At 64.3% G+C, this 15,111-nt stretch carries 10 protein-coding genes and 1 tRNA gene; 8 read left to right on the top strand and 3 right to left on the bottom strand.

Features of this window, described 5'->3' with window-relative positions; all coding sequences use genetic code 11:
• Position 1 precedes the first annotated feature (1 nt).
• Positions 2-397: a cupredoxin family copper-binding protein gene (locus P2869_RS28420; protein ID WP_126876964.1), complete on the bottom strand. Its 396-nt coding sequence runs from the start codon at positions 395-397 to the stop codon at positions 2-4.
• A gap of 87 nt (positions 398-484) precedes the next feature.
• Entirely contained in the window at positions 485-1,498 is a 1,014-nt protein-coding gene (locus tag P2869_RS28415; protein ID WP_277598696.1) for a metallophosphoesterase, read from the bottom strand.
• A gap of 206 nt (positions 1,499-1,704) precedes the next feature.
• Here P2869_RS28415 and P2869_RS28410 point away from each other — a divergent pair.
• A tRNA-Sec gene (locus tag P2869_RS28410) sits at positions 1,705-1,797 on the top strand.
• Positions 1,798-2,005: 208 nt separating this feature from the next.
• Here the strand turns inward: P2869_RS28410 and P2869_RS28405 are convergent.
• Entirely contained in the window at positions 2,006-2,434 is a 429-nt protein-coding gene (locus tag P2869_RS28405) for a hypothetical protein (RefSeq protein WP_277598695.1), read from the bottom strand.
• Between P2869_RS28405 and P2869_RS28400 the strand changes: the two genes are divergently transcribed.
• The 7 genes from P2869_RS28400 (at position 2,429) to P2869_RS28370 (ending at position 15,074) form a co-directional block, all read left to right on the top strand.
• Entirely contained in the window at positions 2,429-2,812 is a 384-nt protein-coding gene (locus P2869_RS28400; protein WP_277598694.1) for a GNAT family N-acetyltransferase, read from the top strand. The two genes, P2869_RS28405 and P2869_RS28400, sit on opposite strands and share 6 nt — an antisense overlap.
• A gap of 162 nt (positions 2,813-2,974) precedes the next feature.
• Positions 2,975-3,289, top strand: coding sequence for a hypothetical protein (locus P2869_RS28395; RefSeq protein ID WP_152495030.1), 315 nt, complete (start codon positions 2,975-2,977; stop codon positions 3,287-3,289).
• A gap of 33 nt (positions 3,290-3,322) precedes the next feature.
• Entirely contained in the window at positions 3,323-3,937 is a 615-nt protein-coding gene (locus tag P2869_RS28390) for a tail fiber protein (RefSeq protein ID WP_277598693.1), read from the top strand.
• Positions 3,938-3,986: 49 nt separating this feature from the next.
• Positions 3,987-11,138, top strand: a complete 7,152-nt coding sequence (locus tag P2869_RS28385) for a DUF4347 domain-containing protein (RefSeq protein WP_277598692.1) — start codon at positions 3,987-3,989, stop codon at positions 11,136-11,138.
• A gap of 50 nt (positions 11,139-11,188) precedes the next feature.
• A complete protein-coding gene (locus P2869_RS28380) occupies positions 11,189-12,754 on the top strand; it encodes a TolC family protein (RefSeq protein WP_277599870.1) in 1,566 nt (521 codons plus the stop codon).
• Entirely contained in the window at positions 12,751-13,596 is an 846-nt protein-coding gene (locus P2869_RS28375; RefSeq protein WP_033350876.1) for an efflux RND transporter periplasmic adaptor subunit, read from the top strand. Before P2869_RS28380 ends, P2869_RS28375 begins: the two co-directional genes overlap by 4 nt.
• Before the next feature lie 14 nt (positions 13,597-13,610).
• Positions 13,611-15,074: an HlyD family efflux transporter periplasmic adaptor subunit gene (locus P2869_RS28370; protein WP_277598691.1), complete on the top strand. Its 1,464-nt coding sequence runs from the start codon at positions 13,611-13,613 to the stop codon at positions 15,072-15,074.
• The last annotated feature ends 37 nt before the right edge of the window (positions 15,075-15,111 follow it).

Below are 15,111 nucleotides of genomic sequence, written 5' to 3'. Positions count from 1 at the left end.
CCTACTTCACGACGATCACGCCTGTCATGTGCGGATGAATCGAGCAGAAGTACTTGTAGGTGCCCGGGGTGCTGAAGGTGAAGGAAAACTTGTCGTCCGAATCCATGGGCGGCGACTTGAACGTGCGCGGGTTCGCGTCGTTGACCACAGTGTGCGCAATGTCATCGCGATTCACCCACGTGACGGTGGTGCCTTTCGTCACCGTGAGCGTGGCCGGGCTGAACGCGAAATTGTCGATATTCACCGTATTGGGCGACGGTTTGGCCGCGTCTGCGGCGAAGGCCGCGGGTGCGACGGGAAGCAGCGCGAGCGCGGCGCACAGGAGCGGTACGGCTGGCGTCATGACGTTGAATCGCCGAACCATGCGCGACGCCACGGCTTTCACGAAGGACTTCATTGGTTTCTCCAGGATTTCTTGAGTGATGGACGGCACGTAGCCGTTCAAGGCAATGCGACATAAGGGCGATATCGACGCGAGTAGCGCTCACGCCCCAAGCGGCGAATCGACCAGCGCCAGGTCCGTGCGGCCCGGCACGAAATTCACCGTGCGTACGCCGAGCACAGCGTGCAAACGGTCTTCGGGCACCTTCATCGGACCCGGCCCGGGACCGACGCCAGGCGCTGCGATGGGAAACGCCGTCGACATCGCCGAATGGAAGCTCACGTTGCCTTCCACCTTCTGGAGTACCTGGTGAATGTGGCCGTTCAGCACCGTGACCGAACCGAAGCGCTTGAGGTAGCCGAGCGCCTGTGCGCTGTCGTCCGTGCCCCATCCCCATTCCGGATACAGCGACCACAGCGGAATGTGCGTGAACACCACGATTGGCGTGCTGCTCGTGCGGCCACGAAGATCCCGTTCGAGCCACGCCAGTTGCTCCGCGCCCAGCGAGCCCAGGCCGCCGCTCTTCAGGTTCAGCACGTTGACGAGTGCGACGAAGTGCACACCGTTTTGATCGAAGCTGTACCAGCCCTTGCCGCCGGTGCCCTTCGAAAAGCGCTCGAAGAAGGGCTGGCCGTCGTCGATCAGCACGTCGTGCTCGCCGGGAATGTAGTGCACGTCGAGCCCTGCGCCACGCACGATCTGCTCGGCCGTATCGAATTCGGCGGGCCTCGAAAGTTGGCTCACGTCGCCGGTATGAAGCATGAAAGCGGGAGGGCGAGGCAAGGCCTTGATCTTGTCGATGGCTTCCTGAAGCGTGTTCTCGGGCGCGGGGTTCGGCTGCTTGTTGAAGCCGATATGACTGTCGCTGATCTGCACGAATGTAAGGGCGCGTTCGTCGGAGGTGGCACCCCAGGCATCGCCGACGATGCCCAGCGTTCGCGGTACACCGCCGCTCAAGGTCCACACCACGCCTGTGCCGGCCCACGCCATGCAGGTGAGGGCACGGCGGCGCGCCTTGCCGTGCCCCGTGAGATTGCCGGGCGGGTTTCCCAGGTCGTCGCCATGGCCCGCGTCCATGCGAGCGGGTGCGCGGTCGGGCATTTTGTCGTCGTTCATCGTCGCTTCCTCCGGTCTTTCCGGTTGAGGGAGACAGCCCGCGTGTGCGGCGTCTGACTGTGATACCGGAGGAGTGCGCAGATTATTCCCGGCGCGCACATAGACAGGCAGCGTGCGATAATTCGGCGCTCGCAGGCGGACCGCATTCAAGGCGCGGCTTATGGCCAAACCGGATTCGACCACCGTCGCCTGCAGTTCTCTCCGAAGGAAGGCATTCGTATCCGGTGGTGCGGCTGGGCTTCAAACCCAGTAGGGGACGTCAGCCGTTCCCTTGTAGGTTCGACTCCTGCTGCCTTCCGCCCGACGGGTGTTCCGGGCTATTCCGATCGCTTCCGCTGTTGTCCTCCAGGCGGCTGCACCGCCTCACGAAGAATTTCGTTCTCCATGGTTTTTTCCCGAGCCGGCGTTGCTGCGGACGATTCAGTGCTCGGAAGGCTGGTCACTGGAGACGATGGTGTCCGGCACATTGAGCGCAGCAATACGCCCCAAAAAAAGGTAAAAAACCATTCAATTAATCGTCGCAGCGGCCGATAACGCATATAGAACCTTTTTCGTCGAAAGGCCGCAAATGTCGATCAGGGTATTTACGTAGGAGGCGTCGTATGGGCGCGGTTGCGACGGCAGTATCTCTAGACTAATATCCACATCGCCTTGATCAGTTTTCCCGGGTCGATCGACACAGTCTTTCCATCGATTGGCTGAGTTCGTCCGTGCAAGGAAATGAGATGTCAGATGGCCGATAGCATCGATGGCGCTCTGGCCGCCACGCAACAAGGCGTGGAAGATGCTGATCGTGTGCGCATCAGGCCTGCGAACGATCGTGACTGTGCCTTTCTGTATATCGTTTTCGAAAGCACGCGCGCGCAGGAATTCGCCCACGCAGGCTGGAGTGCGGAGCAAATCGCGGCATTGCTTGCCGATCAGTTCTCGATGCAAGACAGGTATTACCGGCAGCATTATCCGCACTGCCGTTTCGACGTCATCATGCTTGGCGAGAATCCGATCGGGCGTCTTTATCACCATTGGGGCGGCAGCGAAGCGCGCCTGGTCGACATCGCACTGTTGCCCGTTCATCGCGGCGCGGGCATCGGTACGCGGCTCATGCGCGCGTTCGTGGCGCAGGCGGCGGCACGGGAGATGCCCGTGATGCTGTACGTCGAGATGAACAATCCGGTGCGAGGGCTTTATCGTCGGCTCGGGTTCGAGCCGACGGGCGAGAACGGGATTTACATGCAGATGCGGCGGCCCGTCATGCCGTTCGATGATGCGGATGTGACGGACATCGAAGGACTCGCGCAAGGCGATGTGAGCTAGCGCGTATGCGTTTCAGCGTTCGATGAGCGGCTCGCTTGCGGACGGCTGCATGAAGTGAAGGATGCGACGGTAACAACATAGATCACGGCCGGCAATACCGGCCAGATACATAACGAACAACGAGCGAGGGCTTGTTTGCTGTCCATTCCTACCCATGCCGAGTTGCTCGATGCCATCGGGCAGCGTTTCACGTTTGGCGCCGCCGACGGGCAAACCGTCGACGCGGTGCTGTTGCATGCGAACGCCGGCATTCCCATGAATGACAGTTTTGTCTGCTACGCGGCGATGTTCGAACTTCCCGCGGGCGTTTCTCTTCCGCAGGACGTTTATCGCATCGGTTCACCCGCTGGCCGAGCGTGGGATTTGCTCGCCACGCCGACGCGGCCCACCGAGGACGGACGATCGACGCTCACTGTCGTTGTGCACGCTCGTGCCGACGAGCTGGCCAAGGCGGCCGGTTCATCGGACGTGACGTAAGGCGATTTACCTTTCTTCGACAGGAGGCGTTCGATGAGTGATCCTTATTTGGGCGAGATCCGCATGGTGGGCTTCAACTTTGCGCCGACCGGTTGGGCTCAGTGCCAGGGGCAATTGCTGCCCATTTCGCAAAACCAGGCATTGTTCGGGCTGCTCGGCACGTACTACGGCGGCAACGGCGTGTCGAACTGCCAGTTGCCGAACCTGCAAGGGCGCACGCCCGTGGGCATCGGGCAGGGGTTGGGATTGTCGAATATCGATATCGGCGAAGTCGGCGGGACGGAGAACATCGCGCTCACGACGGAGAACATGCCGCAGCACACGCACGTGGCGACGGTCTCGGGCGGCGGCGCCGTGACGGGTGCGATTTCGATCCCGGCGACGACGTCGACCCAGGGCGAAGGCGGTGTTCCGGGGCCGACCACGGTGCTCGGGCCATGCAACGCCGGGGGGCGGCCTGCATCGCTATACAGCACGGCGACCGACAACGTGACCAGCCTGAAGCCGTTCAACGTGAATCTGCAGGCCAGCGCGTCCACCGTTCAAAACAGCATCATGGGGGGCAGCGTTCCATTCGCGTCGCGTAATCCGTATCTCGGCATCAACTTCATCATTGCGCTACAAGGGGTCTTCCCCTCGCGCGGGTAACAGAGGAAGGGCGCGCCGCGCTGCGGCGCGCTTCAAAGGACATCAAGCGATGAAACTCGCCGCCAGCCTCACGAAGCTTCTCGCCGCGATCCGCGGATCCGGCGCGAGCACGCGCAGCGCACAGCCTGCGTTGCCCGCGCCGCTCATCGTCGCGCTCGAGCCGCGCATCGTCTATGACGCGTCCGCTGTTGCGATCGGGGCGGCCGTGACGGCCGCTCAGCATCCGGCTGCGCAGGCGAATGTCGGCGATGCCGGTTCCGCACACGCGTCCGCGCAGACCGGCGTCGCTGAAGGGGCGGCGGGCCACGCGCCGGCGTCCAACGCGGCAGCGTCGATGCGCGCCGTGCAAGGCAACATGAACGAGGCGTCGAACGGCGTCGCGGGCGATTCCGCCGCAATGCGTGCCGTGCATGGCTTCACCGATACGGCGGCGCAGTCCGGGGATCGTCAGGTTGTCTTCGTCAATTCGAACGTCGCTAACTATCAAACGCTGCTCTCCGGCGTGCCGCAAGGAACGCAGGTCGTCATTCTCGATACGTCGAAGGATGGCCTCGTGCAAATCGATCAATACTTGCAGCAGCACCCGGGCGTCAGTGCGATCCATCTCGTCTCGCACGGGTCCGACGGCAACGTGCAGATCGGCAGCACGTGGCTCAACGCGGGTGACATATCGGCGTATAGCGCCGAGCTTGCGCAGATCGGCGCAGCCATGAAGCCCGGCGGTGACTTTCTGATTTACGGCTGCGACGTCGCTCAAAATGCGGACGGCAAGGCGCTCGTGCAGCAGATCGCCTCGGTGACGGGGCTGAACGTGGCGGCATCGACCGATGCGACAGGCGCAGCTGCGTTGGGCGGCGATTGGTCGCTCGAATATGATGCGGGCGCTGTGCATACGTCGGTGATTTTTTCATCGGCGGCTGAGCAGCAATATGGCGCATTGTTAGCAGTGACGAATGAAACGTATGACAGCGAACTCGGCTACGTTACGCCAGGTGGCGCATCGGGCGTTACGTCGTTTTCGCTCGGCGCCTTCACCTACACGATGGATCAGGCCGTCGAGTTTGCCGTCGACAGTACGACCGTCAATCAAGGCGGCACGCCGCCGTTGACCACGGGTTCGACCGATGGGGTGCTGTTCGGCAATGTGCAGGGCACCCAGTTGACGTCGATGACGATGACGTTGACGAACGGCGACAAGATGGCTGTCCAGAGTTTCGATGTCGACACGTTCGGCGGAGCGGTGACCATCGAGGGACTGAATTCGTCCGGTACCGTTGTCGCATCATTGCCAATCAATGGTTCCACGAGTCATGTGGATCTTTCGAGCATCGCGGGATTTGCCGGTATTACCACCCTGAGATTGCGCGAGACGGACGGCTTTTTCCTGACGCCGACACTCAACAACTTCACCTATGTCGATCTGTCGTCGCCGCCGGTCGTGACGGCTAGCGGCGGCAGCACCGCTTTCGTCGAGGCGGATAACACGGCATCGACGCCCGTGGCAGTCGATAGCGGGCTGACGTTGACCGATGGCGATGCGACCACCGCGAAGCAGGGCACGGTCAGCATTACGGGCAACTTCTCGAGCGGCCAGGATGTGTTGGCGTTCACCAACACCAGCGCCGCGCTATACGGTGACATTTCCGCCACCTACAACGGCAGCACCGGCGTGCTGACGCTTACCTCGGCAAGCGGCACGGCATCCATCACGGCATGGCAGAACGCCTTCCGGGCGGTCACCTACACCGATACGGCGGTGTCACCGAACACTTCGACACGTACCGTCAGTTTCACGTTGACGAGCGACGCCTATTTGTCGTCCAGTAACACGGTCACAAAAAACGTGACCGTCGCGGCAACCGATCAAACGCCGATCGTCGCGACGACGGGCGGCACGACGAACTACGGCGACGGGGGGGCGGCCGTCACGATCGACAGCGCCGTCTCGGTCAGCGATTTGGACAACACGACGCAATCGTCGGGCACCGTATCCATCTCCGGCGGCTTCCATAGCGGCGATACGCTCTTGTTCACGAACAACGGCTCCACGATGGGCAACATCACGGCCTCGTACAACGCGGCGACGGGCGTGCTGACGCTGACGTCCGCCGGGGCGACGGCCACCGATGCTCAATGGGGGCACGCGCTGTCGGCGGTCACCTTCTCGAGTTCGAGCACGACGCTCGGCGCGCGGACGATTTCCTTCGCGACGAGCGACGGCACGAAGACGAGTACAGCGGCAACCGATACGGTCAATGTCGTGAACCCTCTTCAACTGACGGCGGATTCAGGTTCGGCCGCATTCGTGGCCGGCGACAACACCGCGTCGACGCCGGTAGTCGTCGATCCGGGGTTGACCGTGACCGATTCGGCCACCGGTACGCTGTCATCGGCGACCGTCACCATTTCGGGCAACTTTACGAGCGGCGAAGACTTTCTGCAGTTCACGAATGACGGCTCGACGATGGGTAACATCACCGCGGCCTCGTTCAATCAGATCACCGGAACATTGACGCTCACTTCGGCCGGCTCGACGGCAACGCTCGCGCAATGGCGCAGCGCGCTCGATTCGATCAAATACACCGATGTGGCGGTGACGCCTAATGCCCTTACGCGCACCGTGAGCTTCACGGCGGTGGACAGCGCCGGCAACACGAGCAGCACGGTCACGCGCGACGTAACCGTGACGGCGACCGATCAAACGCCGATCGTGACGACGACGGGGGGTACGACGAGCTACGTGGGCGCGTCCTCGGCCGTGAGGATCGATGGCGGCATCTCGGTCAGCGATTTGGACAATACGACGCAATCGTCGGGCACGGTGTCGGTCTCGGCGGGGTTCCACAGCGGCGATACGCTGAGTTTCACCAATGACGGCTCGACGATGGGCAACATCACGGCCTCGTACAACGCCGCGACGGGCGTGCTGACGTTGACGTCCGCCGGGGCCACGGCCGATATGACGCAGTGGGCTGCAGCGCTGAAGGCCGTCACGTTCTCGAGCACAAGTACGACGTACGGTAGCCGGACGATCTCGTTTGCGACGAGCGACGGTACGAAGACGAGTGCCGCGGCGACCGACACGGTGAACATGACGGCGCCGCCGGTCATCACAACCGACTCGGGGTCGGCAGCATTCGTCGCGGGCGACAACGCGACGTCGACGCCGGTGGCGATCGACTCGGGCTTGACGGTGACCGACGGCAGCGCGACGACGTTTGGCTCGACGACGGTCGCGATCACCGGTGGTTTCCACAGCGGCCAAGACGTGCTCGCGTTCACGAACGATGGCTCGACGATGGGCAACATCACGGCGTCGTACAACTCGGCAACGGGTGTGATGACGCTGACTTCATCGGGGGCGACGGCAACGCTGGCGCAATGGCAGAGTGCGTTGCGTTCGGTGACCTATACGGACTCTCTGGTCACGCCGAACAATGCGACGCGTACGATCAGCTTCTCGGCCGTCGATGGGGCAGGCAATACTAGCGCCACGGCGACGCGCACGGTGACGGTCACCGACACCGATCAAACGCCGATTGTGACGACGACGGGCGGCACGACGAACTATGTCGGGGGCACCTCGGCGGCGACGATCGACGGCGGTATCTCGGTCAGCGATCTGGACAACACGACGCAGGCGAGCGGGACGGTCTCGATCGGCACGGGTTTCCACGCAGGCGACACGCTGACGTTCGTCAACACGAGTTCAGTGACGTTCGGCAATATCGTCGGTTCGTACAACTCGGCCACGGGCGTGCTGACGCTAACCTCCTCGGGGGCGACGGCCACCGATGCGCAGTGGGCGAGCGCGCTGTCGGCCGTGACGTTCTCGGCGGGTTCGAATGCGACGCCGGGCAACCGCACGATTTCTTTTGCGACGAGCGACGGCACGAAGACGAGCGCCACGGCAACGGACACGGTCGCTGTGCTCGGTCCGCCCACGATCGTGACCGATTCGGGCTCGGCTGCTTTCGTGGCGGGCGACAACACGGCATCCACCCCGGTGGCCATCGATTCGGGGCTGACACTCACTGACGGCGCGGCCTCCACGCTGTCCTCGGCGACCGTTGCGATCACCGGCAACTTCCAGTCGAGCGAAGACGTACTCGCTTTCACGAACACGAGCGCAGTGACGTACGGCAACATCGCCGCGTCGTACAACGCGGCCACAGGCGTGTTGACCCTGACGTCCTCCGGCCATTCGGCGACGCTGGCTCAATGGCAGGCCGCACTCGATGCCGTGACTTACACCGACACGGCTGTTACGCCGAACAACGCGACGCGCACGATCAGCTTCACGGCGGTCGACACGGCCAGCGTCACGAGCAATACGGCGACGCGCACGGTCACCGTGACGGACACCGACCAAACGCCGATCGTTACCACGACAGGCGGCACGACGAGCTACGTGGCAGGCACGTCGGGCGCGACGATCGACGGCGGCATTTCAGTTACCGACCTCGACAACACGACGCAATCGTCGGGGACGGTCTCGATCGGCACGGGTTTCCACGCAGGCGACATGCTGACGTTCGTCAACACGAGCTCGGTGACGTTCGGCAACATCGTCGGTTCGTACAACTCGGCGACGGGCGTGCTGACGCTGAGCTCCTCGGGTGCGACGGCTAGCGACGCCCAGTGGGCGAGCGCGCTGTCGGCCGTGACGTTCTCGGCAGGGTCGAGCGCAACGCTGGGCAACCGCACGATTTCGTTCGCGACGAGCGACGGCACGAAGACCAGTGCGGTGGCGACCCACACAGTGGACGTGGTGGGTCCGCCCACGATCGTGACCGATTCGGGCTCGGCCGCATTCGTCGCGGGCGACAACACGGCATCCACCCCGGTGGCCATCGATTCGGGGCTGACACTCACTGACGGCGCGGCCTCCACGCTGTCCTCGGCGACCGTTGCGATCACCGGCAACTTCCAGTCGGGCGAAGACGTACTCGCGTTCACGAACACGAGCGCAGCGACGTACGGCAACATCGCCGCCTCGTACAACGCCGCCACAGGCGTGTTGACCCTTACGTCCTCCGGCCATTCGGCGACGCTGGCTCAATGGCAGGCTGCACTCGATGCCGTGACGTACACCGACACGGCCGTTACGCCGAACGCCGCCACCCGCTCGATCAGCTTCACGGCGGTCGACACGGCCAGCGTCACGAGCAATACGGCGACGCGCACGGTCACCGTGACGGACACCGATCAAACGCCGATCGTCACTACGACAGGCGGCACGACGAACTACGTGGCGGGCACGTCGGGCGCGACGATCGACGGCGGCATTTCAGTTACCGACCTCGACAACACGACGCAATCGACGGCAACCGTTTCGATCGGCACGGGCTTCCACAGCGGCGACACGCTGACATTTGCCAATACGAACACGACGACGTTCGGCAACATCGTCGGTTCGTATAACTCAGCGACCGGTGTGTTGACACTCTCGTCGGTCGGTGCGACCGCCACCGACGCCCAATGGGCGAGCGCATTGTCGGCAGTCACATTTGCCACCGGCCCGAACACGACCTCGGGCGACCGCACGATTTCGTTCGCGACGAGCGACGGCACGAAGACCAGCGCGGTCGCATCCGATACGGTGCACATCGCTGCGCCGGTCATCACGACCGACGCCGGATCGGCGGCTTTCGTGGCCGGCGACGGGACAGCCTCCACACCCGTCGCCGTCGATTCGGGTCTGACGATAACCGACGGCAGCAGCAACACCCTCAGCTCGGTCACGGTCAGCATCTCGAGCGGGTTGCATAGCGGCGAGGACGTGCTGGCATTCACGAACGACGGCGCGACCATGGGCAACATCGACGCGTCGTACGACGCGATGACGGGTGTCATGACGCTCACCTCCGCCGGCGGCACGGCCACACTGGCGCAATGGCAGAGCGCGCTGCGGTCGGTGACCTATGACGATACCGCGCTCACACCCGACCGCACGACGCGCACGGTGAGCTTCCAGGCCATCGACGGCGGGAACAATACGAGCGTAGCGGCGACACGGACGATCACCGTGACCGATACCGACCAAACACCGGTCTTGACCGTCAGCGGCAACGTGTCGTTCACGGCACGAGGCATCGGCTCGACACCGGTGGCGGTGGCCCCGCAAGTTACGATCAGCGATCTGGACAACACGACGCTTGCGTCGGCTCAAGTGTCGATCACGGGCGGATTCGACTCGTCGAACGATACGCTCGCTTTCACGGGCAACGCGGCGACGGGCAATATCGCGGCGAGCTACAACGCCGCGACGGGTGTGCTCACGTTGACCTCCGCCGGCGGCACGGCGACGATCGCGCAATGGACCGCGGCCCTTCAAGCGGTCACGTACTCCGATCGAGCACAAAACGCAGGCAGCAGCCGGACGGTGACCTTCACGGTCAACGACGGTGTGAAGTCGAGCGCGGTGGCCTCCAACACGATCGCGATCACCAACGCGCCCTTGTTCCCGCCGATTCTGCCTTCCCCGCCGCCAACGATCGTCGATACGCCGGGGGCATCGCATACTTCGCAGTTCACGGGCGACGACAATACCGCGCCTCCGGACGTGCTGGACGAGTTCGATCAATCGTTGCCGATCGGTTCGGTGCCGGTCGTCACGACCATGACGTTCATGGATCCGAACGCGCCGGCGAATATGCATTCGCTCGATCATGCTTCGGTGCCGCGCTTCGATATGACGGCGCTCAACGCTTTGATTTCGGTTTCGCCCGTCGACGCGCCGCTCGCGCTGCCCGACGTTTCGATCACGATTGCGCCGAACGACCCGTTCTCGGTTGACGTTGCGACGTTGCTGCCGCCGTCCGAAGCGATGCACGGCGGCTCCGACGTCACGGTGCAACTCGCCAACCGCCGCTCGTTGCCCGGTTGGATTCACTACGACGCGGCGAACGGCGTGCTGCGCGGCGAGCTGCCGCCGGGCGTCGAGGACGTGCATATCGTCGTTCAGACGCGCGACGCATCCGGCCACGAAACGCGCCGCGAAATCGTGCTCGCGCCGCACGGCCAGCACGTCCAGCACGGTATCGCCCATCCGAAGACGCCTGGCCATGCAGCGCTGGTTGAACCGACCGTTGCACGTGCGGCGCGCCCCGTCGGCAAGCCTTCGCTCGATCAGCAGTTTGCGCAGGCGCACGCGGCGCTGCATGTTACGAATCCAGGCGACGCCGCGCGTCGCGTATGAATTCCCGTCATCCGTCTAGACCAATGAGACTACAACCGACAGTTGCCGAAATGATGCCTACGCCCGCGTTGGCGCCCGCCGCAAACGCCTCGTGCGAAGCCCGTTCCAAACGCGCAATGCGTCCGACGCTGATCGCGATTTCGGTGGCCGCTTTGTGGCTGTCGGGCTGCTCGATCAAACCGACGCCGTTCACCGACGTCGAGCGCGCGCAAAGCGCCCAGGCCGATCGCACGGCGATGTTCGCAGACCAGCCGCCGATCACCGGGCCCGTGACGCTCGAAGAGGCCATGGCGCGCGCGATCCGCTTCAATCTCGATCATCGCCTGAAGATGATGGAAGAGGCGCTGGCGCAGAAGCAGCTCGACGTGGCGAACTTCGACATGCTGCCCCGGCTGACCACGGCGGCCGGCTACACGAACCGAAATCATCCGCTCGCCTCCGAATCGATTTCGCTGCAAACGCACCAAGTGTCGTTGGAGCCGTCGTACTCGACCGATCAGAACGACCGCACCGCCGATCTGACCTTCTCCTGGAACGTGCTGGACTTCGGCGTCAGCTACTTCGAGGCCAAGGAGCAAGCCGACCGCGTGCTCGTCGTCGAGCAGCGCCGGCGCAAGGTCGTGCAACTGATGATGCAGCAAGTGCGCGAAGCCTACTGGCAAGCGGTAGGCGCGCAGCGTCTCGAGAAAAGCGTCGGGCCGCTGCTCGGCCAGGCCCGGCAAGCGCTCGAGGACTCGCGCAAGTCGCAGCAGGAAGGCTTGCGTTCGCCGCTCGACACGCTCGCCTATCAGCACGCGCTGCTCGACATCATGCGTCAGCTCGAAGCGGTGCGTGACCAGCTCGACGAAGCGAAGCCGCGGCTCGCCTCGCTGATGAACATCGCCCCCGGCACCGATATCACGCTCGCGCCGCCCGAGGGCTTCTCGGTTCCGACGTTCGACATGCCGATGGACCGTATGGAAGAGACGGCGCTCGAGCGCCGGCCGGAACTGGTCGAAGCGAGCTACAACGAACGCATCAGCATCAACGAGACGCACAAGGCAATCGCCAAGCTGTTGCCCGGCATCGAATTCCAACTGGGCGCGCACTACGACAGCAACAGCTTCCTTGCTTATCACGCGTGGCGCGCGGCCGGCATCAACGTGAGCTGGAACTTGCTCAACTTGCTCAACGCCAGGAACATTCGCGGCATGGCCGACGCTCAGCGCGACGTTGCGCGGGCGCAGCAGCTCGCACTGTCGATGGCGGTGCTCACGCAAGTGCACGTCGCGCGTGCGGAGTTGAGCGCGAAAGAGCGCCAGTTCGATCTGTTCAAGCAGATCAACGACGTCGACGGGCAAATCCTGCAGCACACGCACAACGCCACGATCGCCAATGCGCAAGGCAAGCTCGAGGAGATTCGTGCTGCGACATCCGCGATGATGTCGGAGCTGCGCCTGTATCAAAGCTACGGTGAGCTGGAAAGCGCTTACGGTCAGATGCTGGCGACGCTCGGGCTCGACCCGCTGCCGGCCGAAGCCGGCCAGGGCGATTTGAAATCGATCGAGCAATCGATCGACCAGGAGCAAACGCGCTGGGCCCAATTCGGCCACGCGGATGGAGCAAGAACGCAATGAATCGATGGTGCATGGCAGGGCTGCGCAGCGCGGCCTTGATGGTAGTGGGTTTCAGCTGTTTGGCCGGTAGTGCGCGAGCCGCAGGACCGCAAGCCCCAACCGCGGCGCCGGCGTTGCCGAATGCGTCGACGACGCCTGCGGCGCCCGGCGTTTCCTCGGCCGCTCGCGCCGACGACGACGGCCGTATCCGCGTTCAGCTGGTCGCGCGCGATCAAGTCGACGTGTCGAGCGAAATCAGCGCGAAGATCGCCTCCATGCCGTTTCGCGACGGCGACGCGTTCCGTGCGGGGCAGACGCTCGTCTCGCTCGATTGCTCGCTCTACGCGGCGCAACTGCGCAAGGCTCAGGCCGAAGCCGAAGCGGCCGTGCAGCTCAAGCGCGTCAACGATCGCCTTTCGCAATTGCATTCGATCGGCGAGATCGAAGTGCAGGAAGCCGATGCCAAAGCGAAGGCCAGCGCGGCCGAGGTCGCCTACATGCAGGCGACGGTGCGCAAGTGCGGCATTGCCGCGCCGTTCGACGGACGCGTCGTCAAGCGCAGCGCCTCGGCCCAGCAGTTCGCCGAACCGGGCAAGCCGCTCCTGACGATCGTCGACACGAGCCGCCTCGAACTGAAGATGATCGTGCCGTCGAAGTGGCTGGCCTGGCTCAAGCCCGGCCACGCGCTGACGGTCAGCGTCGATGAAGTCGGCAAGAGCTATCCGGCCACGGTGGCCCGCATCGGCGCGCGCGTCGATCCCGTTACGCAGACGGTAGACGTGACGGCCGCGCTCGCTGCCCACACGCCCGAGCTGTTGCCCGGCATGAGCGGCTGGGCGCGCTTCGCCGCCGCCGGTCGTTAGATGGTAGCCGCGCGATGAACGCCCCGCTGCGGATCGAAGCGAGCGCGCTCGCCCTCCTATGGCAATTGTCGGCGCGCGCACGCGAGGCGTCGAGCGAGGAGACGCTTGGTTTCGTCGTCGTCAACGAAACGCTTTCGCTCGTACCGTACCGGCAGGCGGCATGGTGGCGCGCGCCGGCGCCTGTGCCCGGCGCGGTGGCCGCGGTGTCGGGCTTGCCGCAAAGCGATCCGGGCGCGCCGTATGTGCAATGGCTCGGCGAAGTATGCCGAGCGCTGGAACGGCGTGTGCATTCTGCGTCGCCCGCGGCGTCCACCTCGCAACCTGACCCGGCGATGGCGGCCGGTGGCGAAGCGCACGTGAACGTGGCCGCGGACGCGCCGGCGCAGAGCGCCGACTCGCCGCCGCCCGCATGGCCGCGCGTTTTCACGGCCGATAGCCTGCCCGATGCGCTTGCGGCCGAATGGGACGCCTGGTGGCCGACGCACGCGCTGTGGGTGCCGCTCGTCGATCGGACGGGCCGCTCGTTCGGTGGGGTGGTTTTCGCGCGCGAAGAACCGTGGACGCCTGTCGACGAAGCGCTTCTCGCCGAACTCGCGCGCGTCTGGTCGCATGCGCTCGCGGCGTTTTCTCCCCGGGCTTCGTGGATACAGCGCGCCAAACTGGCGCTGAGCGTGGGTAAATACCGGCGTCGCATGCTCGTGGCGCTCGCCTGCGCGCTTGTCGTGCCGGTGCCGCTCACGGTGCTCGCGCCCGCCGAGGTCACGGCGAAAGACCCGTTCGTCGTGCGCGCGCCGCTCGACGGCGTCATCGACCATTTGTTCGCGCAACCGAACCAGCGTGTCGCAGCCGGCGCCCCGCTGTTCGCGCTCGATTCCACCGCGCTGGCTTCGCGCTATGCGCTGGCGAATAAAAACTACGCGACGGCGCAGGAAGAATATCGGCAGACCGCGCAGCTCGCCGTCACCGACGACAAGGACCGGCTGGACATGGCGCTGCGCAAGGGCAAGCTCGATCAAAGCGCGGTCGAACTCGACTACACCGCGCGCGAACTGGCGCGCGTGAGCGTCAATGCACCGCGCGCCGGCGTCGCCGTCTTCTCCGATCCGAACGATTGGAACGGCAAGGCGGTGTCCATCGGAGAAAAGGTGATGCTGCTGGCCGATCCGGCGCATGTCGAGCTGACGGCCTACGTGCCTGCCGCGGACAATGTCGACGTCGTGCCGGGCGCGAGCGTCACGCTCTATCCGAAGAGCTCTCCGCTCGCCTCATACGATGCGCGCATCGATACGGTGGCCTATCGCGCCGAGCCGACGCCCGAGGGTGTCGTCGCGTATCGCCTCAAGGCGACGTTCACGGGCAGCGTCAAGCCGCCGCTCGGCGTGATGGGCACTGCGCGCATTCACGGCCGATGGGTGCCGCTCGCCTACTATCTGTTGCGCCGCCCGCTGGCGACCGCGCGGCAGTGGCTCGGCTGGTAAGCCGCGCACGGCCTCCGCTTTCACTGACGCAGCGCAC

It is taken from the genome of Paraburkholderia sp. SUR17 (assembly GCF_029536165.1).
GTDB classification, from domain to species: domain Bacteria; phylum Pseudomonadota; class Gammaproteobacteria; order Burkholderiales; family Burkholderiaceae; genus Paraburkholderia; species Paraburkholderia kururiensis.
The sequence above is the reverse complement of the archived record's forward strand: the minus strand, read 5'-3'. Positions and strand labels throughout refer to the sequence as shown.

Excerpts from the sequence above, each read along its gene's own strand:
- P2869_RS28370 (WP_277598691.1), top strand. The coding sequence starts at position 13,611 with ATGAACGCCCCGCTGCGGATCGAAGCGAGCGCGCTCGCCCTCCTATGG.
- P2869_RS28420 (WP_126876964.1), bottom strand. The coding sequence starts at position 397 with ATGAAGTCCTTCGTGAAAGCCGTGGCGTCGCGCATGGTTCGGCGATTC.
- P2869_RS28400 (WP_277598694.1), top strand. The coding sequence starts at position 2,429 with ATGCAAGACAGGTATTACCGGCAGCATTATCCGCACTGCCGTTTCGAC.
- P2869_RS28375 (WP_033350876.1), top strand. The coding sequence starts at position 12,751 with ATGAATCGATGGTGCATGGCAGGGCTGCGCAGCGCGGCCTTGATGGTA.
- P2869_RS28415 (WP_277598696.1), bottom strand. The coding sequence starts at position 1,498 with ATGAACGACGACAAAATGCCCGACCGCGCACCCGCTCGCATGGACGCG.
- P2869_RS28390 (WP_277598693.1), top strand. The coding sequence starts at position 3,323 with ATGAGTGATCCTTATTTGGGCGAGATCCGCATGGTGGGCTTCAACTTT.
- P2869_RS28385 (WP_277598692.1), top strand. The coding sequence starts at position 3,987 with ATGAAACTCGCCGCCAGCCTCACGAAGCTTCTCGCCGCGATCCGCGGA.
- P2869_RS28380 (WP_277599870.1), top strand. The coding sequence starts at position 11,189 with ATGATGCCTACGCCCGCGTTGGCGCCCGCCGCAAACGCCTCGTGCGAA.